The organism is Paraclostridium sordellii, assembly GCF_000953675.1.
GTDB lineage: Bacteria > Bacillota > Clostridia > Peptostreptococcales > Peptostreptococcaceae > Paraclostridium > Paraclostridium sordellii.
In genome coordinates this window covers 884419-909731 of the sequence record NZ_LN679998.1, presented here as the reverse complement: position 1 = coordinate 909731, position 25313 = coordinate 884419, and the positions used below count along the sequence as shown (strand labels likewise).

Here is a 25313-nt window from a genome sequence, read left to right as displayed (position 1 = left end):
TTTAGGGGAATAGTATATTTTGAGTCTATATCTTAAAGTGCTTTAATTTTTAATAAATTCTGTCAGTTTCCTAATGATTTGTTTCTTTTTGTCAAATCTTGTTGTCTATGTATACAATATATCATATTATAGTATACAAGTCTATATAAAAATAAAATTTTATGTATTTTTTTGTTTTTATATTTTATTTCAAAAACGAAAAAAGACTGTTTTATTAAACAGTCTTTTTAGAGAATATTTATTTAACTTTTTATAATAAGGGATCTTTAAGGGTAAGAAAAACTTCTTAAGTTTCTCTTTTTAATGTCTATATCTTAATTGATTTAAAACACATATTTATTGTATATTAATTATTTGTTTTAATTTGTCTTTCCTTGTTGTCTATGTATACAATATATCATCTGTTTAAATTAAAATCTATATTATAATTTAAATTTTATATAAAAATATTTTTTTATAATTATTTTTCATATAAAATTTGAAACCTAGTTTTAACTTATTAAATATTCTTTATAAAAATATTAATCTATAAATGTAGTAACATCCTCTAATGGTTTTCTTGGTGGTTGTGCAGGTTGATTATCTTCAGCTACTCCTAGTGCTATCATAGACATTAATTCATATCCTGGTTTTTCAAATCCTATAAGATTTTCTATTTCAGTTTTAGCATGAGTAGGTCCTGTCATATAACAAGCCCCATAACCCATCTCAGTTGCCGCTAATAAAAAGTTTTCTACAGCAGCTCCGATACTTTGAGCTCCTGATTGTGGAGAAACAAGTGTATCTAAAATTTCTTTAGGAGCATCATTTTCTTTTAAAATTTTATATTCTATCATCTTATATTCGCATCCGTAAACTAAAACTACTACTGGAGCATTTTTAAAACAAGTATAATAATTTATTACACTCATATGTATTTTTTTATCTTTTTCAGTTTTTGCTAATTCTCCTATTTTTTCATGACTCTTAGTTACTATATCAGCCATTTCGTTTATCATATCTTTATTTTGAAGAACAACAAAGTGCCAGTTTTGTTGATGTTTTGCTGATGGTGCAAATGTAGCTGCTTTTAATAGTTCTATTATATCTTCCTTAGGCACAGGTGTATCTTTAAACTTTCTTATACTTTGACGATTATATATAAAATCTAAATTTGCCATTATTTTATCTCCTTTTAATATGTATTTATTTCTAAGCTAAATTATATAAATAAAATAGTTTTATGTCAAACTATTTTTTTATAGTTAATTTTTGTATCATTTTCATTAAGTTTTATATAATCTATTGTGTGCGCTTTTAAATAATGCTATTATATGCTGACACATAAATTTAATAATTATAAAGGGGGATTTTATGACCAAGGATATGACAACTGGAAATCCAGTAAAGTTAATTTTGTATTTTTCTATACCACTTTTAATAGGAAATATATTCCAACAGTTTTATAGCATGGTTGATACAATAATAGTTGGAAGGTTTTTAGGTGTAAATGCTCTTGCTGCCGTAGGTTCGACTGGTTCAATGAACTTTTTAATAATAGGATTTGTATTAGGTCTTACTTCAGGCTTTTCTGTTTTGGTTTCTCAAAAATTTGGAGCAGGTGATACTGAGGGAGTAAAAAAGGCTGTGGGTAGTGGTATAATATTATCTATAATTATGACAATTTTAATAACTTCAATTAGTATTCTTACTGCAAAGCCACTTTTAAGAGCTATAAATACACCTAATGATATAATAGATGATGCTTTTTCTTATATAATAGTTATTTATGCAGGAATATTTGCAACATTTTTTTATAACATGATTTCTAGTATCTTACGTGCATTGGGAGATAGTAAAACACCTCTGTACTTTTTAATTGTGGCTTCTATTTTAAATATCATTTTAGACTTAGTATTTATAGTTAATTTTTCAATGGGTGTAGCTGGTGCTGCCTATGCAACAGTTATATCTCAAGGTTTTTCTGGAATTTTATGTTTAATTTATACTTCAAAAAAATTTCCAATATTAAAACTTAACAAAAATCACTTTAAATATGATAAAGATCTCTTTAAAAAACATTTGGGTATTGGTATACCTATGGCTCTTCAATTTTCTATAACTGCAATTGGAGCAATAGTGCTTCAGGGAGCAGTTAATGCATTTGGCTCAACTGTTGTAGCTGCACATACTGCTGCTTCTAAAGTTGAACAGCTTGTTATGCAACCTAGCGTTACATTTGGGGTAACTATGGCAACTTATTGTGCCCAAAATCTTGGTGCTTCAAATATAGACCGCATTAAAGAAGGCGTAAAAAAATGTACTATTATAAATATAGGAATTGGTATAGTTGGTGGAGTTATACTAACTCTATTTGGAAGTTCTTTTGTGAAATTATTTATATCTGATGCAAATCCAGCCGTAATAGATTACTCCATGAAGTATTTAACTACTGTGGCATTCTTCTTTATACCACTTAGTTTAATATTTATTTACAGAAATGCTCTTCAAGGTATGGGATATACTTTTGTTCCTATGATGGCAGGAGTTTGTGAGTTGTTGGCTAGAACCATAGTTGCATTTACACTTCCATTAATTCTTGGATATACAGGTGTTTGTTTGGCAGGTCCGATGGCTTGGATAGCTGCTTGCATTCCATTAATTCTTGATTACACTAGAAAAATTAATAACCTAGAAAATTCAAACTGTTTATCTATAAATGCATAATAAAAAATAAAGTACCTTAAAATTTTTTAAAATTTTAAGGTACTTTATTTTTATATCTTTTTACTATTATATTCTCTAAGGAGTTGTTCTTCTCCCATTTTCACTAATTTTTTAGTCATCATTGCACCTATACTACCTGCCATCAATCCATTTTCATAAGATGTTTTATTCGCTCCATCTACATGATTATTTGGGATTCCAAACTCCCCTGCTATTTCTAATTTCATTTGATTTAAAGCTTCTTTTGCATTATTTACTAACGGTTTATTTGCCATTTATTTGACCTCCTAAATAGTTGTCCTACTTAGTATTTGCAAAGTAGTTTTATATTATTATACAGTTAGTAGCAAGATAGTTTTATTTTTACAAATAATTTTTATTAATTTAACTTCTTAAATCTTCTAATTTCTGAATTTTAGGATTATAATTTAATACTTTTTTTGCACTTTTACTAAAAAGTATAGGAGTACTTCCTATTATCCCTATAAGAAAGCATCCAATCATTATAATTCTTGGATAAAAAATATCTCCAAGTATACCTCCTACTAAACTTCCAATAGGATGTATTCCCATAGATAGAGTAAATATAATGCTCATAACTTTTCCTCTCATATTTTGAGGTATAACTAACATCATAGCTGATGTACTTACAGTATTTGATACAGTATTTAAAAAACTACCTATAAAAAAGCATATACACATTATATAAAATTTATTTATAAGTACACCTAAAAAGAAAAATACACTTTGTAATATTAATGCTGGTAACATAATATTTGCTCTTTTTTCAATTTTTATATTAACTTTTGTTAATAATATACTTGCAAAAATCATTCCAATACTTTGAAATGCAGATATCACGCCAAATCTAGATACCCCTAAATTTGAATCTGCTAAAAATAAAGGTTTAAGAAGCAAAAAAAACATCGCATATAAAAAGTTAAGAGAAAAAGCTGCCGAAAGCAATAAAACAAATCCCCTAAATCTAAATGTAAACTTTAATCCTTCTTTAAAGTCTTCTTTTAAATTTAATTTTGTATTTTTCCTATCTGTTTTTGGAATCTCTATAAAAATTTCACTTATAGTTGATGTTATATAACTAATTCCATTGAATATAAACATAATTGATTCCCCAAGAATTGAGTAGATAAATCCACCTGACATGCTTCCGATAAGACTGGTCGTTGATGTTGCCATTTGTTGAGCAGAATTTGCTTTGACTAGATCTTCATTAGATACTAAATCTGGAATTACAGAACTTATTGCAGGATTAAAAAATGCTGAACACACACCAGATATAATTCCAACTATTATTACCATCCATACATCTAAAAAGTTATTTAAGGCAGCGTAACCTACAAATAGCATACCTATTCCCCTTATAAAGTCACCTAAAAGTATAAGTTTTTTTCTATCAAACCTATCTACTATAACCCCTGCAAAAGGTCCTATTATTACTCTAGGAATACTTACTGCTGCCATTAAAATTCCCATTATTGCTGATGACCCCGTTTTGTCTAAAACCCAAAATCCAAGAGCAATTGAATAAAAAGCATCTCCTAAACAAGACACTAATTGACCTTGCCATAATAAGGAAAAGTTTTTGTTCCAAAGCTTGTTATTTTTCAAACTACTTGAATTATCCAAATTATATTCCACCTTTTATACTAAATTTGAATTTTAACATACTCTCCATTTGGGCTATCAACCTCTACAAGTATTAGTCCCTTATGATTTTTTCTTAAGTATTTTAGACCTTTTATAAGATTTTCTTTATTAAACTCTGTAAGAAAATTACTATTTATTTTATTTTTATCAACATATTTACTACTAGATATATTTGTAAATCTTAGTATAGTAGTTATCATACACATAGGTAAGTTTATATTAATATTTCTCTTTAAGTCATTGGTTTTAACAACTATTTTCAAAATATTCGCCCCCTTATCCTATCTCAATTATAACTCTATCTCCATCATCACTATTAACTTCTACCAATCTTCCTTCAAACCCATTTTCAACAGCATCGATTATACTATTTATATCAATATTATATTTGTCTAAATTTGCTGATCCCATTAAACTATTTGATCCTAGAACCTTTAAAAATCCAATAGGTATATTAACCTTTACTCTTTCTCCATTGCTACTTATAACTCTTATATATATCATTTTTTCTTTTGAGCTATTTTTATCTATCTTAAAAAATTCATTTTCATCTACAATTGGTTGTTTATTTACTTTTACTTCATCACCTGGATTTGATTCTAATGCCTCTAATAACTTTAAGCCCTCTTCTGCACTAATTTTTCCTTCTTCAACCATCTTTAAAACTCTCTTTTTATCTTCCATTTTTATACCACCTTTTAATTATAGATTTTTTAATAATTTTATAGCTTCATCTGAGGATATCTCTCCATTTTCTAACATATTCATAATATGTTGTTTTTCATTATCACTATTTTTTCTAGCATTCAATCCAAGTGTTTGATTTATTTCATCTAATTTACCTCTAACTGTTGGATAAGATATATTTAACTTTTTCTCAACATCTTTTATATTTCCTCTACAAGATAAAAATACTTCTACAAAGTGTAATTGCTCTTGAGATAATTTTTCAAATTTTGAAAATGAAAAATCATTTTCTATTTTTGTATTACAATTACTACACTCTAGCTTTGTAATCTTTAGTTCTTCGCTGCATATTGGACATTTAGTCAAAACTTTATACACTTTATCACTTCCTTTAATATAATTATATACATAAAATTAATATTTGGCACTAATTTATTTAAAATATTTAATTCAAATTTTAATATTATTAATTTTTAATTCTATTTTTATTAATTTATTTAATTTTTATTTTAAATATAAAAGAGTTATTACTATTTGTAATAACTCTTTTAGCTTTCTCACTTATTTATTTAATTCTAAACTTATAGTTTGATTTTTAAATTGAGTATCTTTTCCAACTTTCTTATTCCAATCTTCAATTACTGGTATAATTTTGATTTCTTTCATATCTTTATTAATTTCAAATTCTATAGTACTACCCTCTAAATTTTCTTTATCAGAGCTTAAATCATATGATGCTCCATTTGACTGTATTATATTCCCACTTTCATCTTTTATAATAAAATCTAGGAATATAGGATTTTTATATAAACTAGTAGTATTATTTTCTACTTCAAAATTATATTTTATTTTAATTCTAGTAGGTGTAACCCTTAATTCATCTATATTTGCTTTAATATTCATGCCTTTATAGTTTATATCTAAACTTTTATTTACATCATAAGATTTTATACTTTTAGATAATTCTTTTCCATTTAGATTAGTTTTAAAGTTCCAATTTCCATTTAAATAACCAGTTTTAGTCCCATAAGGTTCTCCATCTTCTGATGTTCCTCCACCATGAGCACCAATTCTGATATCATTAGTAACCTTTTTATCTTTATTGAAAGTATATCCAATTTCATCAATAATTACTTCTACATTATAGTTTTTACTTAAATCTAAGTCTTTTAATAGATCAAAGTTTTCAATATCTGCTTTTCCATCACCATTTTTATCTATACTATCTAATCTACATTTTAAAAGTATATCACTACGATTCTCATCTGTCTTTTCTGAACTCATTGCACCACCTGTATTTACAAAAGTTAAATCTCCTATTTTTACTTTAGGTTCATTAAATTCGGCATTTTTATTTTCACTGCTTATTCCAAGTTTATCTTTATCTAACTTTGAATCATCTAAAGTTAAACTAAGTAATAGCTCTCCATCCTCTAACATAATTTCATTTAGAGTAACATCTATGTTTTTATCAGTTTTAGTTTCATTAACTAAAGTTTTATATCCTCTTAATTCTTCATCATTTTTATTAAAGAAATGTTCTATTTGCTTACCTATATTTTGTATATAAGCCATAGAAGTTTCTCCACTTAAAATAATCCCCCCTGCTACAAGTATTGGTATACTAGCTACTAATATATTTTTTTTATAGTTTGATTTTCTATACTTTATTTTTTTATTCATCCTATTTTTTATAGCTTCTTTATCTTCTTCACTTATATTTATATTTTTATAATTATTTTCATCTATTTTAGTATCATTAAACATTTCATATTTATTTTTCATATTTACCCCTCCTTATGTATAGCTCTTAACTTTTTTCGACCTCTCGATATACGATTGTATAAATTATCTACATTTGTATTGAATTCTTTAGCTATATCACTTAATTCAATATCTTCCAAATAGTATTTTTTAAATATTTCTCTGTCTTTTTCAGATAAATGATTTAATAAACTATCTATTTCCTCTTTTATTTCATGTTGAAGTAAATCTTTATCTTTATAAGATATTGTATTTGCCTCTATTTCTATGGATTCAAGCTCTCTTATATATTTTTTCTTATAATTTATAGCTTTGTATTTAGCTATACTTCCTATCCAATTTTTAAAAGTTGATTTATCACCTTTGTAGGAATCAATATTATCCCATATAGCTAAAAGTACATCATCTAAACATTCCTCTTCATAATTTTTTAAACTTCCTAAATAGTTTCTAACTATTGCTAATATAAATCCTGAGTACTCATCTATTAGCATCTCCATGCCTTTTTCTTTTCTCTTTTTTATGTTTTTTATGAGAAATTTTTCTTTCATATCTTACCTCCTTTGTGAAGCTTCACATATATTAATACAATCTATTTAACAAATTCCTATCATTTATTTTAAATTTTTATTTAAATATATAATCTTTTACTTGATCATTAAAATTCCAGATACTATTAATGCTATATATACAAAGGTTGTAAATGAATCACTATTTATTTTTTTATGAATTATATTACTAACAATTATTGCAATAAACACAAATATCATAGTTATAAATGACAATTTAATTATATCCTTTGTTATTTCATTAGTGTATATATCAATTCCAACCATAACTAAATTTAAAGATGCCCATAAAGCACACAAAGTTGCTCTAAAACTCGTTTTATCTTTTATATTTTTAGTAGCATATACAACTATAAATGGTCCTCCACAAGTAAATGCTCCATGTAGTACCCCTCCACAAAATATGGTAAAGTTTTGAAAAATATTTAATCTTTTACTAGTAGTTTCTTCTATAGATATACAATCTTTATCTAAATTTGTTTCAATTTCTACAACTATTTCTCCTAAATCATTTGATTTTCTTTTTTCTTCATATAAACCCTTAATTCCAATTATAACCATGAATATTCCTAAAGCTATTTTTAAAGGTTTTTCTGGTATTGATTCAAATAGCCACATACCAATAGGCAGTCCTACCATCATTAATGTTGTTATTTTTAAAAACTCTTTTTTATTTATAAATTTTATATCTTTAATAGCTATAATAGTAGATGCTATTAACACTACTATTGTAAGTACTGGTACTGTTGGTTTTAATCCCACAATAGCTGATGCTAAAGGAATTGCAATTATTGTTCCCCCAAAGCCTATAACTCCTTCAATAATATAGGCAACCATAACTATAATTACAAATAATAAAATTTGACCTACTCCCATAATTCCCCCCTAAACTTATTTTTTAAACAGCAAAAACAATTTTACTATGCTATCTCTTTTTTTACAATAACCTTTTCCTAAAATTTCAAATATTTTCGTCAATTTTTAATATTCGCATAAAAAAAGTGAGTTTTTTATAAAAACCCACTTATCTTCTATATAGATATTCTTCTATAGCTTCTCTAGCTAATCTATCTGCAATGTCATTATATTTATTACAACTATGTCCTTTTACTTTTATAAAAGTAATTTCCATGTTTTCACTATATTTTTCTACGTATCTAACATAATCTTGAGTATATTCGTTTTTAGCCTGCCAACTACCACTAGCCCAAAGAGCTATATTTTTCAAATCATGATATATACAAATCTTTTTTAATTCTTTTTCATATCCAAGTTTAATTGCAAATTTAGAAGCTTCTATTTCTCCTACTATATTCCACTGATCCCATTTATCGTTACCTGCAACTTTAAATTCTTCAATAGTGTCGTTTTTTAAATCTAAAACAGCAATTCCAGATCCAAAAGTCTTAGAAACTCTATCATAACTACCATCTACAAAAGCAATAAAATCAAAATCATCTTTTATAGTTTCAGGTTCTATATATTTTTCAAAATATTTTACATTAGCACTACTTCTTATAGGCTTTAAATCACCTTCTTTTTTTATATCAGCTTTTTTAGCACTATTATTTAACTTATTATTTTTATTTTCATTAAAACTCGTTTTTACTCCAGAAAATTTTTCAGCTTCTTCTAAAGTTTTAAAACTTTTATATATAGCTCCTGGAAACTTGTTTACTTGTTCTTTACATTCATCCCATGTTTTGTAAATTCCAGGCTTTTTACCTACTTTAACTGCATAGTATTTATTACTCAAATTATACTCTCCTATCTTTAATTTTATTTATAGTTTTATATTAGTATGAATTTATATATTTATCAAATATTTTATACTAGTTTTTGATTTCTTTAAAATTTTTTTAAATTAATATTGACTTTTTAATTGAAAACAATTATCATTATATTGGCAAGAGAAATTGATAATTAATATCAGCTATCAAAATAATTTCATTATAAGCCTAAGTATATGAAATATTGTATATTCCTAAAAAACAAACAAATTTCAAGAAGGACCGCCTCCCTAAGTTGTGGTCCTTCTTGTTTTTTTGTCTTGAAAAATTTTAATAAAATTTTATAAATTTCGCATTGACTTTTCGTTTGAAAATAGTTATCATTTAATCAGGGTTATCAGTGATGATATTCAATTTCATTTAGGAGGTATTAATTATGAAAATTATATACTGGAGTGGTACTGGAAATACAGAAACTATGGCTAAACTTATATCTAAAGGAATTTCAAATAAAGATAAATCTGTTGATTTGATAAATGTAGAAAATGTGAACATAGATGATTTAAAAAATGAAGATATATTAATATTAGGTTGCCCTTCTATGGGTAATGAAAATCTAGAAGAGGTTGAATTTGAACCATTTATAGAATCTCTTAAGGATATCGGAAAAGGTAAAAAAGCTTGTTTATTTGGTTCTTATGGTTGGGGCGATGGTGAATGGATGAGAACTTGGGAAGATCAAATGAGATCTTATAGTTTTGAACTTCCTCTTGATTCTGTTATAGTAAATGAATCACCTGAAGGTGATGATGAAGATTTGTGCATTAAATATGGCGAAAGTATTGCACAGTTATAAAATCTTAACCTAAAAATCTTATGTAAAATAATATGTTCAAAATGGAGTCATAATAATGGCTCCATTTTTATTCATCATCATTTAACTTATAACCTACACTGATTTCAGTTAATATATATTCTGGATTTGCAGGTTCTTTTTCAATTTTTCTTCTTAATGTTGCCATAAAAACCCTAAGCGATTTGATTTCACTTCCAAATGCACTTCCCCAAATTTCTTTAGCTATAAATTTATGTGTAAGAACTTTTCCATGATGTTTGGACAATAAAGTCAATATATCATATTCACTAGGAGTTAAGTGAATCTCATCTCCTCTTACATTTACTTTTCTTTTGTCAAAATCTATACTTAAATCTTTATAATTAAAATTACTATTAACTATAGTTTTTGGCTTGTTTTTTTCTGAATGTCTAATAGCTACTCTTACTCTAGCTAATAATTCTGCTACTGAAAATGGTTTAGTTATATAATCATCTGCACCCATATCAAAAGCTTCTACTTTTTCTCTGTCTTGTTCTCTTGCGGAGACTACTATTATAGGTACATCTGACAAGTTTCTAATAGTTTTTATAACATCAATTCCATCCATATCTTCAAGCCCTAAGTCAAGTAAGATTACATCTGGAGAATAAGACATGCAAAGAGATATTCCTTCCTTACCTGTTATAGCTTCTTTGACTAAATAATCTTGAGTTGCCAATGAAGCATTTATAAATTTTCTTATAGTTGAGTCATCCTCTATTATAAGTACTAAATATTTACTCATTTTCTCCTCCTAAAATCAATTTTCCTTTGGTAATATAAATTTAAATGTTGCCCCTTTTAACTCATTATTTTTAACTTCTATATTACCTTTATGTGCAGTTATTATAGACTTGCAAATTGAAAGTCCTAATCCTACCCCTTTTCTTGAATCACTATGATTTATTTCTCCTGTAAAAAATCTATCAAAAACACTATCTATAAATTCTTCACAAATACCAGGACCATTATCTATAACTTCAAAAGCTACGTATTCTTCTTCTTCATAAACTTTTATATTAATTTCACATTCTGTGTTACAATATTTAATAGCATTATCTATTAAATTGATAAGTACTTGTTCTATAAGTTTTGCATCCATATCTACAAATAGTATCTCATCTGGTATATCTATTTTTAACTCTACATCTTTCATTCTTTTCTTTATATGCGATAAGGCTTCTGATATGACTTCTTCTACTATTTCTGGATTTTTTTTAACTTCAAGTCTTCCTTCATCTATTCTTGTCATACTTAAAAGATTTTCTACCAATCTAATTAACCACTGTGTATCTTCAAAAACACCATTTAGTAAATCGTCTACAACCTCTTCACCTATTAAATTTTTATTTTTAATTATAGTACTAATAGCTCCACTTATACCTGCAAGAGGCGTTCTTAAATCATGGGATATAGCTCTTAATAAATTACTTCTTAATCTTTCACTTTCAATTTCTAAGCTAACTTCCTTTTGCTCCTCAGCTAAAATTTCTCTATCAATAGATATGGCCATTTGAGCTATAACCGCTTCTATTAGTATTATATCTTCATTATCTATCTTTTCATTTAAGCAAGAAACTCCAACGACTCCTAAGGTTTCATTTATACCTATTATAGGAATGTAAAACCCTTTTGCTCCAGGTAATGTATCTGTTGAACTACCAGCTATAGTATTATTATTTAAAACCCAAGTTGCTACAGCTTTTTCGGAGTTATCTATGAGTAAACTTTCATCTTTATTGTCTTTTATATTTTTATAAAGCTTTAATCTTCGATTTTTTTTATCATTTAGGTAACATACAACATTTCTATTAAGGCCTATTGATAAAAATTCCAATCCTTTTTCTATAATTTCCTCTTTATTAGATATTCTTAAAAAACTCCTACTTAGTTTATATAGCATCTGGGTATTTTGTTCTCTTTTTGCATATATAGATACTTGTTGTTGTATCCTAGAAGTTAATGTTGAAGTTATAATTCCAGCTATACAAAATCCAATCAATGTAATAATGTAATTATGATTTTCAATTTTAAAAGTATATAGTGGATTTGTAAATAAGTAATTTATAATAAGTACACTTAAAACAGAACTTAATATACCTGCCCCATAACCTTTAGTCAAAACTGATACTAGTACTACTCCTAGCATATATGTTAAATATAAATTTTCTTGTATAAATCCAGCCCTATGCAGGGTATATGCAATTATAGTAGCAATCATAGTTATAACTGATAGCTTTATTAAATCAATATTACTTATCTTAAATTTACTTAATAAGTTTTTATTTTTTTTAGATTTAAATTTTCTTCTTTCATCTCCTTTGTAAGGAATTACATGAACATCAATATAATCAGCTTCATCTATTAACTTATCTACTATATCCTTTTTTATTAATTTTGAAAATAGACTATGCTTCTTATGATTTCTCCCTATAATTACCTTAGTAACATTTCGCATTTTAGAAAATCTCAAAATATCTTCTACCATATTGTCTCCATGTAGTAAAACAACTTCTGCTCCTAAGATTTTAGCTAGTTCTAAATTTAATTCAAGTTGTTTGTTAGCTTCTTTAGAAAGATTATCTTTAATTGGATCTTTTATATATATAGCAATTAATTTTGATAAAGATGCTTGAGAAATTCTAGATGCTGTTCTAATTAACTTTGCAGAAGATGGAGATGGAGATACACAAACAAGTATAGTTTCAGAGGTAGGAATTACCGAAGCCTCTCCTTTTGATAATCTATTTATCTCTACTTCTTTATTAACCTTTTGTGCAGTTTTTCTAAGCGCTAACTCTCTTAGCGCTACTAAGTTATCTTTTGTAAAAAAGTTTTCTTGAGCCCTTTTAGCTTGATCTTTTTTATAAATTTTACCTTGATTAAACCTTTCTATTAACACATCTGGTTCCACATCTATAAGTTCTAATTGGGAAGATAAATCTATTAATTTATCTGGTATTGTTTCCTTAACACATACATTTGCTACAATTTCTATTATGTCATTTAAACTTTCTAAATGTTGTACATTCACAGTTGTATAAACATCTATTCCAAAGCTTAGAAGTTCCTCAATATCTTGCCATCTTTTATTATGTCTACACCCTTTAGCATTTGTATGAGCTAATTCATCTACTAATATAACTTCTGGCTTTCTTTTAAGAGCTAAATCAATATCAAATTCTTTTAAATTTATATTTTTATATTTTACTTCTTTTACACTCAAAACTTCTAGCCCATCTATTAAAGCTATGGTTTCTTTTCTTGAGTGTGGCTCTATATAACCAACCACTACATCTACGCCACTATCTTTTAGCATATGTGCAGATTCAAGCATGGAGTAGGTCTTTCCTACTCCTGCTGCATATCCAAAGAATATTTTAAGTTGACCTCTTTTTAACTTAGCTTCCTCGTTGTTTACTTTAGAAAGTAAGCTTTCTGGATCTGGTCTATTCATCTTACCCTCCATTATCTTTATTTAATTTTATCTAAATCTATATTAAGTTTTAAAACATTGACTTTATCCTCTCCAAATATTCCAACAAATTTTCTTTCTGTATTTTTTTCTATAAGTTTCATTAATTTATCTTTTGATACATTACTATACTTTGCAACTCTATCTACTTGATATTTAGCTCCATTTAAAGATATATGTGGATCTAGTCCACTAGCTGAAGCTGTGATTAAATCAACAGGTATTTTCTTATTAGAGTCTTCATCATATTTTTCATATAATTTTATTCTTTCTTCTATAACTTTTTCAAAGTCTTTACCAGTTGGAGAACTGTTACTTCCTGAAGATCCTAATCCATTATATGGATAATCTACACTATTAGAAGGTCTTGACCAAAAGTAGTCAGGGTTAGTAAAGTTTTGCCCCACATATTCTGAACCTAATTTTTTTCCATCTTCTTCAATTATACTACCATTTGCTTTATTATTTACAAAAATTTGAGCAAAAGCAGTTACAGTCATCGGATATATAACTCCTGTTATAACTGTTAATATTGTAAAAATTAATAATGATTTTTTTATATACTTCATATTAACATCTCCTTATATTCTATATAAACTTACCTATTAACATATCTATTAACTTTATAAATATAAATGGTGTAACAATTCCTCCCACACCATATATCATAAGATTTCTTGATAATAATTTACTTGCAGGAAGTTCTTTGTATTTAACTCCTTTAAGTGCAAGTGGTACTAGTGCTATTATTACAAATGCATTATATATAACTGCACTCATTATTGCACTTTCAGGACTAGATAGATTCATTATATTTAGCTTATTTAATTGTGGATATATAGCTATAAATAGCGGTGGTATTATTGCAAAATACTTAGCTATATCATTGGCTATACTAAAAGTTGTAAGTGCTCCTCTAGTCATAAGTAGTTGTTTCCCTATCTTTACAATTTCAATTAATTTAGTTGGGCTCGAATCTAAATCTACCATATTACCAGCTTCTTTTGCCGCTTGTGTTCCTGTGTTCATAGCTACTGCTACATCAGCTTGAGCAAGTGCTGGAGCATCGTTACTACCATCACCTGTCATTGCTACTAAGTGACCTTTTCTTTGGTATTCATGTATTAAATCCAGTTTTGCTTTAGGAGTTGCTTCGGCTAAGAAGTCATCTACCCCTGCTTCAGCTGCAATGGCTGCTGCTGTTAAAGGATTATCTCCTGTTATCATTATAGTTTTTATTCCCATTTTTCTTAAATCATTAAATTTTTCATAGACACCTTTTTTTAATATATCTTTTAAATATATAACTCCTAATACCTTTTCATTTTTACAAACTACTAAAGGCGTTCCACCTTTTTTAGATATTTCTTCAACTATTTCATCACATTCTTTTGGGTAAACTCCTCCAAGTTCTTCTACAAAGGTTTTAATTGCACTAGCTGCACCTTTTCTTATTTTTTCTCCTTTAATATCAGCTCCACTCATTCTTGTCTTTGCTGAAAAAGGAACAAATTGAGCATCTTTAGTTGATAAATACTTACCATTTATAGAGTAACTTTGCTTAGCAAGAATAACTATACTTCTACCTTCTGGTGTTTCATCTAAAACAGAACTTAGTGCAGCATATTCCACAAAATTTTCAATATGAACATTTTTAAGTGGTATAAATTCACTTGCTTGTCTATTTCCATAGGTTATAGTTCCTGTTTTATCTAAAAGTAACACGTCAACATCTCCAGCTGCTTCGATAGCCCTACCTGAAGTTGCAAGTACATTTTTATTATTTAATCTACTCATTCCTGCGATACCAATTGAAGAAAGTAATGCTCCTATTGTTGTAGGTGCTAAACAAACTAGTAAAGCTACTAAAGAAGTTATTGAAACTGGACTTCCTATTCCATTTTGCTTTACTGCAAATTCACTAAATGGATATAAAGTTATAGTTACTATTAAAAATATAGATGTCAATGCAATTAATAAAGTTTGTAGAGCTATTTCATTTGGAGTTTTCTTTCTTTGAGCTCCCTCTACCATAGCTATCATTTTATCTAAAAAGCTTTCTCCAGGACTTGATGTAACCTGTATTATAAGATAATCTGAGACTACTGTCGTTCCTCCTGTTACAGCACATCTATCTCCACCAGACTCTCTTATAACAGGTGCACTTTCTCCTGTTATAGCACTTTCATCTACCGAAGCTACTCCCTCTATAACATCTCCATCTGCGGGTATTTGATTGTTTGCTTCAACTAAAACTATATCTCCTTTTTTTAATAGATTAGATGAAATCATTTCAAAATCACTATTTATATCACAAGTTTTAAGTTTTTTAGCTAATACATCTTTTTTTGCAGCTCTTAAACTACTAGCTTGAGCTTTACCACGACCTTCGGCTATAGCTTCTGCAAAATTTGCAAATAGTACAGTAGCCCATAAAAATATACTTATTAATAAAGTAAATATAGGGTCGTCTTTTGTAACATTTAAAAAAGCCAATAAAGTTATAATACTAGTAATTATTGAACCTATATAAACTATAAACATTACTGGGTTTTTAAGCTGAACTTTAAAATCTAATTTCTTAAAAGAGTCTTTAAAAGCTTGTTTTAAAGTATCTTTATCAATAAAATTTTTATTTAAATCACTCATATTAATATCTCCTCATTAAATATTTAAAATATCATACTTAAATGTTCTGCTATTGGTCCAAGCGCTAATGAAGGTAGAAAACTTAATGCACCTATCATAAGCACAACTCCTACTAATAAAAATACAAATAACATGTTATTGGTAGCTAAAGTACCAGAACTTGCTGGAACTATTTTTTTACTAGCTAAAGATTGAGCTATTTTTATAATTAAAACTATAGGTATAAAACGAGCTAGTAGCATAACTATACCTGTTAGGACATTTACAAACACATTGTTTGCACTAAATCCTGCAAAGGCACTACCATTGTTATTTCCTGTAGAACTTAATGCATATAATATTTCTGAAAATCCATGTGCTCCACTGTTATTTAAAATCTCATTAACACTTGGTAGTAAACAAATTATAGAAGTTCCAACTAAAACTAAAACTGGTGTAGTTATAATTAATATAGATGCCATTTTCATTTCATATGGTTCTATTTTCTTTCCTAAATACTCAGGTGTTCTACCAACCATAAGCCCTGATATAAACACTGTAAGTATTACAAATGCTAACATTCCATAAAGTCCACATCCAACTCCACCAAATATAACTTCTCCAAGTTGCATAAGTATCATCATAGTCATTCCGCCAATTGGTGTAAAGGAATCATGCATTGAGTTTACTGACCCATTAGATGCTGAAGTTGTTGCTACGCCCCATATTGATGAGTTTGTCACACCAAATCTAGTTTCTTTGCCTTCCATATTACCACCAGATTGTCCTAATGAAATATCACTGTTTATACTTACATTATTTACAAGTTCTGGTGTAGATTTATATTCAAAATATATCGTAGCGCTCATAGCCAATATAAATATAATTAACATTGCATATAAAATAACTTTTCCTTGTTTTTTATCATTCATCATATCTCCAAAAGTGAAACATAATGCTGCAGGTATTAAAATTATAGACACTACTTGTGCTAAATTAGATAAATATGTTGGATTTTCTAATGGATGAGCTGAATTTGTTCCAAAGAATCCTCCTCCATTTGTACCTAGTTGTTTTATAGCTATCTGGCTTGCAGCCGGTCCACCAGGAATTATTTGCTTATCAATAACCTCTCCATTATCTAAAGTCATTTCTTGAACTAAACTAACTTCTTGATATGGTTTTAGGTTTTGTACTACTCCCTGTGTAGTTAAAAATATTGCTAATACAAAGGATAACGGTAAAAGTATATATAAAGTAGATTTAGTTAAATCCACCCAAAAGTTTCCTAACTTAGAAATTTTACTTCTTTTAAATCCTCTTATTAAAACCATAAGTACACTTATACCAACAGCTGCTGATACAAAATTTTGAACTGTTAACCCTATCATTTGAGATAAATAACTCAATGTAGTTTCTCCGCTATATGACTGCCAGTTAGTATTAGTTACAAAACTTATTGCTGTGTTAAAAGCTAAATCCCATCTTACATTGGCCAATTTTTCTGGATTTAACGGAAGTAAATACTGTACCATCTGTAAAAATAAAACAAATAGTAAACTTAAGATACTAAAAGAAATTAAACTTATTGTATATTCCTTACCATTCATTTCTTCTTTTTCATTCACTTTTAAAACTTTATAAATGAATTTCTCCACTGGTATTATAATTTTGCTTAAAAATACTTTTTCATTTTTAAATACTTTAGAAATATAAATTCCTAAGGGTTTTGCTAATAATAAAACTAGCAAAATAAATACTATAACTTGAATCAAAATACTACTCATATTTATTCCTCCTAAATATTTTATATAATCATTTTATTTTTTTTCACATTAATTGAGCGTTAAGATGAATTAATATGTATTAAGATTGTATTAAGATTCATATTTAAATAAATAATTTTTTTAGTTTATTTATATATAAATTCTATTTAACAAAAAAGGTCATATAAGAATAAAGTTTTATTAAAAACTGTATCCTTATATGACCTTTTTACCTATTTTGTAAAATAATAAATTATAGGATTATTTTCCTATAATTTATTATTTTATTGTTTATATAGTCTTTTAAAATATAAAGTAGTTAATCCAAGTATTATAGCCCATATAAATATATATGATTCAACTGCAATAACACCATATCTAAATAAAGTTATAACAGGAGCATTTATAACTGTATGTACAAATATAGCTAAAAATAAATACTTAATGCTTTTTTGTCTAATTCCATATAATACTATCATAGACAGTCCAACCTGTATAACCATGACAAATAATCTCTCAAATCCTGCTGAAAAAGCCTCTAATGGAGTAATTGACATAAACATGTCATTTCCAATAAAACTTCCAACTAAAACTGTTATACATGAAATTCCTGTCATTAATATAGACTCTATTCCTCCATGTCCAAGTCCACAAGCTATCCCATCATTATAAGTTCTATTATTTTTTAATAAATACTTAAATGCTATATATCTGCCTACTTCTTCAACTAGTGCTGCTGTTAATGCTAAGAAAATAGAATAAATCCAAGGATTTAAAGACATGCTTAAGTACCAGTCATGATTTGGTAAAACATAATTTATTATTGGTATTCTAATAGCTATCTGAGATATAAAGAATATAGCCATTCCTATGAAAAAACTTTTTAATAATTTTTTGTCTTTAATTACAAAATACACTAAACTTCCTAATGGTATAAGAAAGCATATACATGCGCTTATTATTAAAGCTAACTTTGTTAGCACACTCATTTGATTCACCTCTATATTGGTATTTTTTTCAATTATAACCTTTAGTATTTACAATAGCAATAAATATTTTACTACTAAAAGCCTTAAATAATACATGTAAAACATATAAATAAAAAAATGTCTTAAAATGATTAAAAATCAATTTAAGACATCTATTATTTATTTTACGTAAACACTAGATACATATCCATATTTGCCATCAAATTTTATCTTATGCCAGTCAAACTTAGTATCTATAAGTTCTACTTTTTGACCTTTTGATAGATTTCCGATTTGATTAAAAGTGTATCCACGTCCACTTCTAACCTTTACATTGTCCTCTAATGCAATTGCTATATTTTTATTTGATTTAACACCTATGCCAAATGTTTTTAGTCCTAAATTTTCTTTAACCCCAGCTACAATACCATCGGCAATTTTATCTTGATATTCACTTGTGTTTAGCTTTTTTCCATCTTGATTTCCAGAAATAAATCCACATTCTACTAAAACTGCTGGTTTTTCATTATCTCTTAAAACTTGTAAATTTCCTTTTCTAACCCCTCTATCTTGTCCTTTAGTACTTGTTAGTAAATTCTTTTGTATATCTTTTGCAAGATTTTTATTAACATCATTATAGTAGTAAGTTTCTACACCATTTGCAGTTATATCATTTGCTGCATTTTGATGTATGGATATAAACATATCTGCATCCGATAAATTAGATTTTTTAGTTCTTTCAGATAAAGATACATAACTATCATTACATCTACTTACTTCTACATCTATTCCACTTTTCTTAAGCTTAGCTTCTAATTTATTTGCTATTTGAAGGTTTATTTTATCCTCTATTCTATCTCCATATGATGATCCATTATCTCTTCCTCCATGTCCTGCGTCTATAAAAACCTTATATCCATCAGCATGGGCTACTGTCATTCCTGAAATAAAGGTTGAAGAGATTATCATTGCTGCTATACTTCTTCTTATTGTCTTAATCTTCAAAATATTCCTCCTTTTTAACCTTTATGTAATTTTTATTACAAATTTAATTATACAGATTTTTCTTTTTTTTTCAACTCTATTATTTTATAAATTATTTTTAACTAATTTTAAAAAAATAATTTATAAAATATAAAAAGTGTGCACTTTTATAAGTGCACACTAATTTTTAAAGTTTTTAATTATCTTATTTAACAATCACAATCATTTTTACATGGATGCTTATCACAATCTTCATCCCAAGGTATTAATATTGGATTTGATCCTCTTTCACTCAAGCAATCAACAACATCATCTAATGCTTTATTTAGTTTATCTAATATTCCTTTAACTTCCTTTTGTTTGTCTTTAGCATCTTTTATATCCTCAATAGCATTTTGTTGATCTGGTAAAATTTGATTTAAGTCTTTTATCATATTATCTACATTTTTAACTGCATTACTTAAAGCTTTTTTAATATCAGATAAATCACAAGCTAAATTTAAAAGATTATCCTCTAACCCTTTTATTCCTTCTTTTGCAGCATTTTGGTTTTCCAATGCCTCTTTTAAATCTTTTCCTAACATATTGTTAGTATCCTTTGCATCATCAATAAGGTCTTTTGCATCTTTTATTTCTGCTTTACATTTTTTAGACCCACAACCATTATCCTTACATTTATAATAACATACATTATCCCACTTTTGGTTTTCTATACATTTATAACCTTTCCATACATTGTTTTTGCAGCTCATATTAAAAACTCCTTACATATATTCAGAAATTTAAATTTCTGTAATATAAACTATGATTACATATATTATTTGTTGACAATATTTCTTCATTTTGTACATATTATATAATTTTTTATAAAAAAATAAGAGTTATAAACTCTTATTTTATATTTAATATTTGATTGATTATACAAACACAACCTTTAAATCCCATATAAGGATTTTGTCCACATATGCTGCACTTTTCTTCATTTAAATTACTGATTGGTAAATCTGCTTTTGAATTATGATACATTGCAATAACTGATTCATCACCAAGTAACATTAATAGTTCTTTATCACTTAAATACTTCATTCGATCTAATTCTGCAGTACTTGTTATAATATCCCTATCACTACATTTAACCTTATATATTACTTCTTTTCTATCAACATTAAAGCCTAGTTCTTTCATCATCTCACTAATTCCCGAAACAGTATCAAAGTCTCCAAATATTGCACAATCCTTACTTTCTTCATAAAAATAAAACCTTTTCTTTATTTTAAATATACTCTTTTTTACAAAACAAATTTCTTTATTGTATTTTTCTTCATCTAATTCATATCCATCTATCTTTTTTACAGTTTCTATGAATTTAATAGTATTTTTTAGCCCATATAAATTTTTATATACATATGGTATTCCAAATTTTTCTTTCATATATTCAGCTGCTTTTAAAGCTTCTTTTCTCAAGACTATATTTAAAGATGCACTAGCTGCATTTTCTATCTCATGAATATTTGAATTTATAGTAAATACAACATTAAGTTCTTTATTAAATAAATCCTTCATTATCCTCTTAAGTTCATTTATATCTTGTCGATAATTATATTTATCAATACTAAACCCAATTATATTATATTTATTTTCATCCTTTTCTTTTGGCTTTACTATATCTTTAGCAAATAACTCTAATCCTAATTCAATCCCATTATTGTAATCATAGTTTAAATTGTTTTCATTTATAAATAAAACTTTTGAATTAACTTTTCCCTTTAAATTTGAATCTATCTCTAATACTTTTAATCCTATAATAGCTGGCACACAAGCTTCTACAACAAATATGTATTTAGGTTTTATCTTTTTATCTACATCTAGTATAAATTTTTCTAATTTGTAACAATGGTTATAAATAGTATCTTTTTCATCTAGATTTATAGAATATACATTTGATTGCCTTGTTATATTTAAATTTCTTATTCCTTCTACTGAATTATGAGTTGTTCCAATAGTCCCAAACTCTATAATACAAGCATCTTTTATTGATGATAATGTCCATATCATTCCTATTTTTTCATCGGCTACTGGTAAATACTTATACGCTACCATGTATTGTACCTCCCATATTATTGTTTTAGTCTAAACAATTTAGTTGAATTTGATGTAATAGCATTTAAAAACTCATATGATTTTTTAGTGAGTAATCTAGCTAAAACGCTTACATATGGGTTATGTCCTTATCGGAGTAAAGTTTATTTAAATGGTTTACTTTTTAAAATGTTGTTCTCTTGAATAACACAAAATATAATTACTAAATCATTTAAAAAGCCTACAATTTCAAAAGCCATGATCGAATATTGCCATATATAAGCTTTTTATATTCAAGTGTTTATTTTAATTTATACCCATAAATATAATAGTTCTACCATATTTTTTTATTTTTTTCTAATTTATATTTATTCTTACAATATAAAAAAAGAAGAGCTATGCTCTTCTTAATAAAATTAATCTATATTAAATTAAAACTTTCCTCATCAACGATGATTTTATTAAATTCACTCAATTTTTAAAGCTTTCTAAATGTCTACAAAACTTTTCAAACTCTTCAATATCTTTTATTTGCTGAAGATCTGTTATTCCTATCATATACTTACTATACTTATGGTATAAAAATTGAACTTTATACATTTCACATTTTTTAAATCCATCTTTAAAAGAATACGAATATGGTATAAAATCATCTAAGTGGTTTTCAAAGTATTTTATTTTTGCAAAACAAAGTTTATGTATTTGAAAAACCATAGCAAGTGCAGTATGCTTTGATGCAAATTTTTGTGAAAAATATTCAACAGGCTGATATTTATTTTTTGGATGTCTGTATTCCCAATTTAAATTAGAATTTAAATATAGCCTATACTCATTTATTACTTTTAGTTTTTCTTCCTCTAATTTATATTCCCTTGAAGTAAGTTCCAAAATAATACCCCCTTTGTTTTATTATATCAACTCAATTAATATTTATAAACAATATAAATTCACTATAGATAATTTCTATTACATATCATTTTAAATTTGGTAAATACTATTAAAGAAAATATACATAATGGAGGCAAATTATGAATTTATTAAAAGATAGTAAAACTGCATTAAATTTAATGAGAGCTTTTGCAGGAGAGAGCCAAGCTAGAAATAGATATACATTTGGAGAATCACTTGCAAAAAAACAAAACTTTGAAGCAATACGCCAAGTATTTAATTATACAGCTAATCAGGAAAAAGCTCATGCTTGGATATTTTATAACCACTTAAAAGATCTATCTGGAGAATCTATAACTGTAGATGGAGGATATCCAGTAGAGGTATATACTGATTTAGTCACAACTTTAAAATCAGCACAACACAATGAATATGAAGAATGGGATAAAGTTTATAAAGAATTTGGACAAATAGCTAGGGAAGAAGGGTTTATAAACGTAGCTACAAGTTTTGAAAAAATAGCAGAAATAGAAAAAGTTCATGGAGATAGATTTGGTAAGTTTGCAGATAGATTAGAGTCAAATACTTTATTTAAAAGTAATAATGAAGAAAAATGGATATGCCTAAACTGCGGACATGTGCATACATCAAAGGATGCTCCAAAAGCCTGTCCAGTATGTCAATATCCACAAGGATATTTCCTACTATACTCTGAATCTCCATTTGAAAATTAATAAAATAAAAAAGGCTATAATTGAAGTAAATCAATTATAGCCTTTTATTAATTATATTTAAAATAAATTTCTACTTAAAGCTTTCTTCAACAGCAACAGCTATTGCAACTGTAGCTCCAACCATAGGATTGTTACCCATTCCTATAAGCCCCATCATTTCAACATGTGCTGGCACAGAAGAAGACCCTGCAAATTGTGCATCTGAATGCATTCTTCCCATAGTATCAGTCATACCATAAGAAGCTGGTCCAGCTGCCATATTATCAGGATGAAGAGTTCTTCCTGTACCTCCACCTGAAGCTACTGAGAAATATTTTTTCCCTTCTTGATAACACTCTTTTTTATATGTTCCAGCTACTGGATGTTGGAATCTTGTTGGATTAGTTGAGTTACCAGTTATAGAAACATCAACTCCCTCATTATGCATTATTGCAACACCTTCTCTAACATCATCACATCCATAGCATCTAACTTTACTTCTTTCTCCTTTAGAAAAGGCTTTTTCTCTTACTATTTTTAGTTCTCCAGTATAGTAATCAAACTCTGTTTGAACATATGTAAATCCGTTGATTCTAGATATTATATAAGCAGCATCTTTTCCAAGACCATTTAATATAACTCTTAAATCTTCTTTTCTAACCTTATTTGCCTTTTCAGCTATTTTTATAGCACCTTCTGCTGCTGCAAAAGATTCGTGTCCTGCTAAAAAAGCAAAACACTTAGTTTCATCTCTTAAAAGCATTCCACCTAAATTACCATGACCAAGACCTACTTTTCTATCATCAGCAACAGAACCTGGAATACAAAATGCTTGTAAACCTTCACCTATAGCTTCAGCAGCATCTGCTGCTTTTTTGCACTCTTTTTTTATAGCTATTGCAGCTCCTAATGTGTATGCCCAACAAGCATTTTCAAATGCTATATTTTGGGTATCTTTAACTATTTGATAAGGGTCAAATCCCTTTGAGTTACAAAGTTCTCTACACTCTTCTATAGAATTAAATCCGTATTTTTCAAGTACAGGAGTTATTTGATTTATTCTTCTTTCATAACTTTCAAATAAAGCCATTTAAGTTCACCTTCCTTTTTATTATTCATGTCTTGGGTCTATAACTTTAACACCTTCATTAAATCTTCCATATGTAGATTTAGCTTTTTCTAGTGCCTCATTAGCTTCTACACCCTTAGCCACCATTTCCATCATTTTTCCAAGGTGAACATATTCATATCCTATTATTTCACTATCTTCATCTAAAGCAACTTTAGTTATGTATCCTTCAGCCATCTCTAAGTATCTAGGTCCTTTTTCAAGACTTCCATACATAGTTCCTACTTGACTTCTAAGACCTTTTCCTAAATCTTCAAGTCCTGCTCCTACTGGTAAACCACCTTCAGAAAATGCAGTTTGACTTCTACCATATACTATTTGTAAAAATAACTCTCTCATAGCAGTATTTATTGCATCACATACTAAATCAGTATTTAATGCTTCAAGTATAGTTTTTCCTGGAAGAATTTCAGATGCCATTGCAGCTGAGTGAGTCATTCCTGAACATCCTATTGTTTCAACTAGAGCTTCTTGTATTATTCCATCTTTAACATTTAATGTTAACTTACATGCTCCTTGTTGAGGTGCACACCAACCTACACCATGAGTTAATCCTGATATATCTGTTATTTGTGTAGCTTTTACCCATTTACCTTCTTCTGGTATTGGCGCTGGTCCATGATTAGGCCCTTTATTAATTTTACACATATTTGTGATTTCTGTTGTATAAATCATAAGAAAT

Annotated in this window: 25 protein-coding genes; 3 read left to right on the top strand and 22 right to left on the bottom strand. The window is 27.4% G+C overall.

The genetic code is table 11. The features are described from left to right. Positions 1-521: 521 nt before the first annotated feature. Positions 522-1160, bottom strand: a complete 639-nt coding sequence (locus ATCC9714_RS04435) for a nitroreductase family protein (protein WP_054631273.1) — start codon at positions 1158-1160, stop codon at positions 522-524. A 193-nt stretch (positions 1161-1353) separates the two neighbouring features. Here ATCC9714_RS04435 and ATCC9714_RS04430 point away from each other — a divergent pair, with 193 nt between their 5' ends. After that, the gene (locus ATCC9714_RS04430) at positions 1354-2706 is read left to right on the top strand and encodes an MATE family efflux transporter (RefSeq protein ID WP_057544562.1); all 1353 of its coding nucleotides are present in this window, start codon (positions 1354-1356) and stop codon (positions 2704-2706) included. 50 nt (positions 2707-2756) lie between these two features. On the opposite strand, the gene ATCC9714_RS04425 is transcribed toward ATCC9714_RS04430, so the two are convergent. The 9 genes from ATCC9714_RS04425 to ATCC9714_RS04385 form a co-directional block, all read right to left on the bottom strand. Further along, the gene (locus ATCC9714_RS04425; protein ID WP_021128668.1) at positions 2757-2981 is read right to left on the bottom strand and encodes an alpha/beta-type small acid-soluble spore protein; all 225 of its coding nucleotides are present in this window, start codon (positions 2979-2981) and stop codon (positions 2757-2759) included. 109 nt (positions 2982-3090) lie between these two features. Beyond that, a complete protein-coding gene (locus ATCC9714_RS04420) occupies positions 3091-4353 on the bottom strand; it encodes an MFS transporter (RefSeq protein WP_057544560.1) in 1263 nt (420 codons plus the stop codon). A gap of 20 nt (positions 4354-4373) precedes the next feature. Further along, on the bottom strand, positions 4374-4637 hold the full coding sequence (locus ATCC9714_RS04415; protein WP_021123369.1) for a hypothetical protein: 264 nt from the start codon (positions 4635-4637) through the stop codon (positions 4374-4376). 13 nt (positions 4638-4650) lie between these two features. Beyond that, positions 4651-5058: an SHOCT-like domain-containing protein gene (locus ATCC9714_RS04410; protein WP_054631278.1), complete on the bottom strand. Its 408-nt coding sequence runs from the start codon at positions 5056-5058 to the stop codon at positions 4651-4653. Positions 5059-5076: 18 nt separating this feature from the next. Further along, positions 5077-5439, bottom strand: a complete 363-nt coding sequence (locus ATCC9714_RS04405) for a DUF2089 domain-containing protein (RefSeq protein ID WP_021123366.1) — start codon at positions 5437-5439, stop codon at positions 5077-5079. Between the two features lie 183 nt (positions 5440-5622). Continuing rightward, positions 5623-6846, bottom strand: coding sequence for a DUF4179 domain-containing protein (locus ATCC9714_RS04400; RefSeq protein WP_057544558.1), 1224 nt, complete (start codon positions 6844-6846; stop codon positions 5623-5625). A gap of 2 nt (positions 6847-6848) precedes the next feature. Continuing rightward, positions 6849-7376, bottom strand: coding sequence for a sigma-70 family RNA polymerase sigma factor (locus ATCC9714_RS04395; RefSeq protein ID WP_057544556.1), 528 nt, complete (start codon positions 7374-7376; stop codon positions 6849-6851). Between the two features lie 96 nt (positions 7377-7472). Beyond that, positions 7473-8270, bottom strand: coding sequence for a sulfite exporter TauE/SafE family protein (locus ATCC9714_RS04390; protein ID WP_057544554.1), 798 nt, complete (start codon positions 8268-8270; stop codon positions 7473-7475). 148 nt (positions 8271-8418) lie between these two features. Beyond that, positions 8419-9150, bottom strand: a complete 732-nt coding sequence (locus tag ATCC9714_RS04385; RefSeq protein WP_054631282.1) for a ribonuclease H1 domain-containing protein — start codon at positions 9148-9150, stop codon at positions 8419-8421. A 410-nt stretch (positions 9151-9560) separates the two neighbouring features. Here ATCC9714_RS04385 and ATCC9714_RS04380 point away from each other — a divergent pair, with 410 nt between their 5' ends. Further along, the gene (locus tag ATCC9714_RS04380; protein WP_021123359.1) at positions 9561-9980 is read left to right on the top strand and encodes a flavodoxin; all 420 of its coding nucleotides are present in this window, start codon (positions 9561-9563) and stop codon (positions 9978-9980) included. Positions 9981-10047: 67 nt separating this feature from the next. On the opposite strand, the gene ATCC9714_RS04375 is transcribed toward ATCC9714_RS04380, so the two are convergent. The 10 genes from ATCC9714_RS04375 to ATCC9714_RS04330 form a co-directional block, all read right to left on the bottom strand. After that, positions 10048-10746 carry a response regulator gene (locus ATCC9714_RS04375; protein ID WP_057544552.1) on the bottom strand — a complete coding sequence of 233 codons (699 nt, stop codon included), beginning with the start codon at positions 10744-10746 and terminating at the stop codon, positions 10048-10050. Positions 10747-10761: 15 nt separating this feature from the next. Beyond that, positions 10762-13458 (bottom strand): sensor histidine kinase, encoded by a 2697-nt coding sequence (locus ATCC9714_RS04370; RefSeq protein ID WP_057574311.1) that lies wholly within the window; start codon positions 13456-13458, stop codon positions 10762-10764. 17 nt (positions 13459-13475) lie between these two features. Then, positions 13476-14045 (bottom strand): potassium-transporting ATPase subunit KdpC, encoded by a 570-nt coding sequence (kdpC, locus tag ATCC9714_RS04365; protein ID WP_021123350.1) that lies wholly within the window; start codon positions 14043-14045, stop codon positions 13476-13478. Positions 14046-14064: 19 nt separating this feature from the next. Further along, entirely contained in the window at positions 14065-16125 is a 2061-nt protein-coding gene (gene kdpB, locus ATCC9714_RS04360) for a potassium-transporting ATPase subunit KdpB (protein WP_057544548.1), read from the bottom strand. 23 nt (positions 16126-16148) lie between these two features. Beyond that, entirely contained in the window at positions 16149-17891 is a 1743-nt protein-coding gene (gene kdpA / locus ATCC9714_RS04355; protein WP_057544547.1) for a potassium-transporting ATPase subunit KdpA, read from the bottom strand. Between the two features lie 263 nt (positions 17892-18154). After that, positions 18155-18859, bottom strand: coding sequence for a YhfC family intramembrane metalloprotease (locus tag ATCC9714_RS04350; RefSeq protein ID WP_057544545.1), 705 nt, complete (start codon positions 18857-18859; stop codon positions 18155-18157). Positions 18860-19018: 159 nt separating this feature from the next. Continuing rightward, positions 19019-19843 carry an N-acetylmuramoyl-L-alanine amidase gene (locus tag ATCC9714_RS04345; protein WP_057544543.1) on the bottom strand — a complete coding sequence of 275 codons (825 nt, stop codon included), beginning with the start codon at positions 19841-19843 and terminating at the stop codon, positions 19019-19021. Between the two features lie 188 nt (positions 19844-20031). Continuing rightward, entirely contained in the window at positions 20032-20574 is a 543-nt protein-coding gene (locus ATCC9714_RS04340; protein WP_057544541.1) for a hypothetical protein, read from the bottom strand. 139 nt (positions 20575-20713) lie between these two features. Continuing rightward, positions 20714-21922 carry a nitrogenase component 1 gene (locus tag ATCC9714_RS04335; protein ID WP_054631292.1) on the bottom strand — a complete coding sequence of 403 codons (1209 nt, stop codon included), beginning with the start codon at positions 21920-21922 and terminating at the stop codon, positions 20714-20716. A 450-nt stretch (positions 21923-22372) separates the two neighbouring features. Then, positions 22373-22789, bottom strand: coding sequence for a hypothetical protein (locus ATCC9714_RS04330; RefSeq protein ID WP_021123338.1), 417 nt, complete (start codon positions 22787-22789; stop codon positions 22373-22375). Positions 22790-22929: 140 nt separating this feature from the next. Between ATCC9714_RS04330 and rbr the strand changes: the two genes are divergently transcribed. Further along, positions 22930-23523, top strand: a complete 594-nt coding sequence (rbr, locus tag ATCC9714_RS04325) for a rubrerythrin (protein WP_054631293.1) — start codon at positions 22930-22932, stop codon at positions 23521-23523. 70 nt (positions 23524-23593) lie between these two features. Here the strand turns inward: rbr and ATCC9714_RS04320 are convergent, their stop codons facing one another. Together ATCC9714_RS04320 and ATCC9714_RS04315 are read right to left on the bottom strand one after the other, a co-directional pair. Next, the gene (locus tag ATCC9714_RS04320; protein ID WP_057544539.1) at positions 23594-24592 is read right to left on the bottom strand and encodes a GGGtGRT protein; all 999 of its coding nucleotides are present in this window, start codon (positions 24590-24592) and stop codon (positions 23594-23596) included. Positions 24593-24613: 21 nt separating this feature from the next. Further along, positions 24614-25306 carry an iron-sulfur cluster assembly scaffold protein gene (locus tag ATCC9714_RS04315; protein ID WP_021123334.1) on the bottom strand — a complete coding sequence of 231 codons (693 nt, stop codon included), beginning with the start codon at positions 25304-25306 and terminating at the stop codon, positions 24614-24616. Between the last annotated feature and the right edge of the window lie 7 nt (positions 25307-25313).

Excerpts from the sequence above, each read along its gene's own strand:
- ATCC9714_RS04400 (WP_057544558.1), bottom strand. The coding sequence starts at position 6,846 with ATGAAAAATAAATATGAAATGTTTAATGATACTAAAATAGATGAAAAT.
- ATCC9714_RS04350 (WP_057544545.1), bottom strand. The coding sequence starts at position 18,859 with ATGAGTGTGCTAACAAAGTTAGCTTTAATAATAAGCGCATGTATATGC.
- ATCC9714_RS04410 (WP_054631278.1), bottom strand. The coding sequence starts at position 5,058 with ATGGAAGATAAAAAGAGAGTTTTAAAGATGGTTGAAGAAGGAAAAATT.
- ATCC9714_RS04375 (WP_057544552.1), bottom strand. The coding sequence starts at position 10,746 with ATGAGTAAATATTTAGTACTTATAATAGAGGATGACTCAACTATAAGA.
- ATCC9714_RS04335 (WP_054631292.1), bottom strand. The coding sequence starts at position 21,922 with ATGGTAGCGTATAAGTATTTACCAGTAGCCGATGAAAAAATAGGAATG.
- ATCC9714_RS04320 (WP_057544539.1), bottom strand. The coding sequence starts at position 24,592 with ATGGCTTTATTTGAAAGTTATGAAAGAAGAATAAATCAAATAACTCCT.
- ATCC9714_RS04395 (WP_057544556.1), bottom strand. The coding sequence starts at position 7,376 with ATGAAAGAAAAATTTCTCATAAAAAACATAAAAAAGAGAAAAGAAAAA.
- kdpB (WP_057544548.1), bottom strand. The coding sequence starts at position 16,125 with ATGAGTGATTTAAATAAAAATTTTATTGATAAAGATACTTTAAAACAA.
- rbr (WP_054631293.1), top strand. The coding sequence starts at position 22,930 with ATGAATTTATTAAAAGATAGTAAAACTGCATTAAATTTAATGAGAGCT.
- ATCC9714_RS04370 (WP_057574311.1), bottom strand. The coding sequence starts at position 13,458 with ATGAATAGACCAGATCCAGAAAGCTTACTTTCTAAAGTAAACAACGAG.
- kdpC (WP_021123350.1), bottom strand. The coding sequence starts at position 14,045 with ATGAAGTATATAAAAAAATCATTATTAATTTTTACAATATTAACAGTT.
- ATCC9714_RS04430 (WP_057544562.1), top strand. The coding sequence starts at position 1,354 with ATGACCAAGGATATGACAACTGGAAATCCAGTAAAGTTAATTTTGTAT.
- ATCC9714_RS04390 (WP_057544554.1), bottom strand. The coding sequence starts at position 8,270 with ATGGGAGTAGGTCAAATTTTATTATTTGTAATTATAGTTATGGTTGCC.
- kdpA (WP_057544547.1), bottom strand. The coding sequence starts at position 17,891 with ATGAGTAGTATTTTGATTCAAGTTATAGTATTTATTTTGCTAGTTTTA.
- ATCC9714_RS04380 (WP_021123359.1), top strand. The coding sequence starts at position 9,561 with ATGAAAATTATATACTGGAGTGGTACTGGAAATACAGAAACTATGGCT.
- ATCC9714_RS04425 (WP_021128668.1), bottom strand. The coding sequence starts at position 2,981 with ATGGCAAATAAACCGTTAGTAAATAATGCAAAAGAAGCTTTAAATCAA.
- ATCC9714_RS04435 (WP_054631273.1), bottom strand. The coding sequence starts at position 1,160 with ATGGCAAATTTAGATTTTATATATAATCGTCAAAGTATAAGAAAGTTT.
- ATCC9714_RS04315 (WP_021123334.1), bottom strand. The coding sequence starts at position 25,306 with ATGATTTATACAACAGAAATCACAAATATGTGTAAAATTAATAAAGGG.
- ATCC9714_RS04340 (WP_057544541.1), bottom strand. The coding sequence starts at position 20,574 with ATGAGCTGCAAAAACAATGTATGGAAAGGTTATAAATGTATAGAAAAC.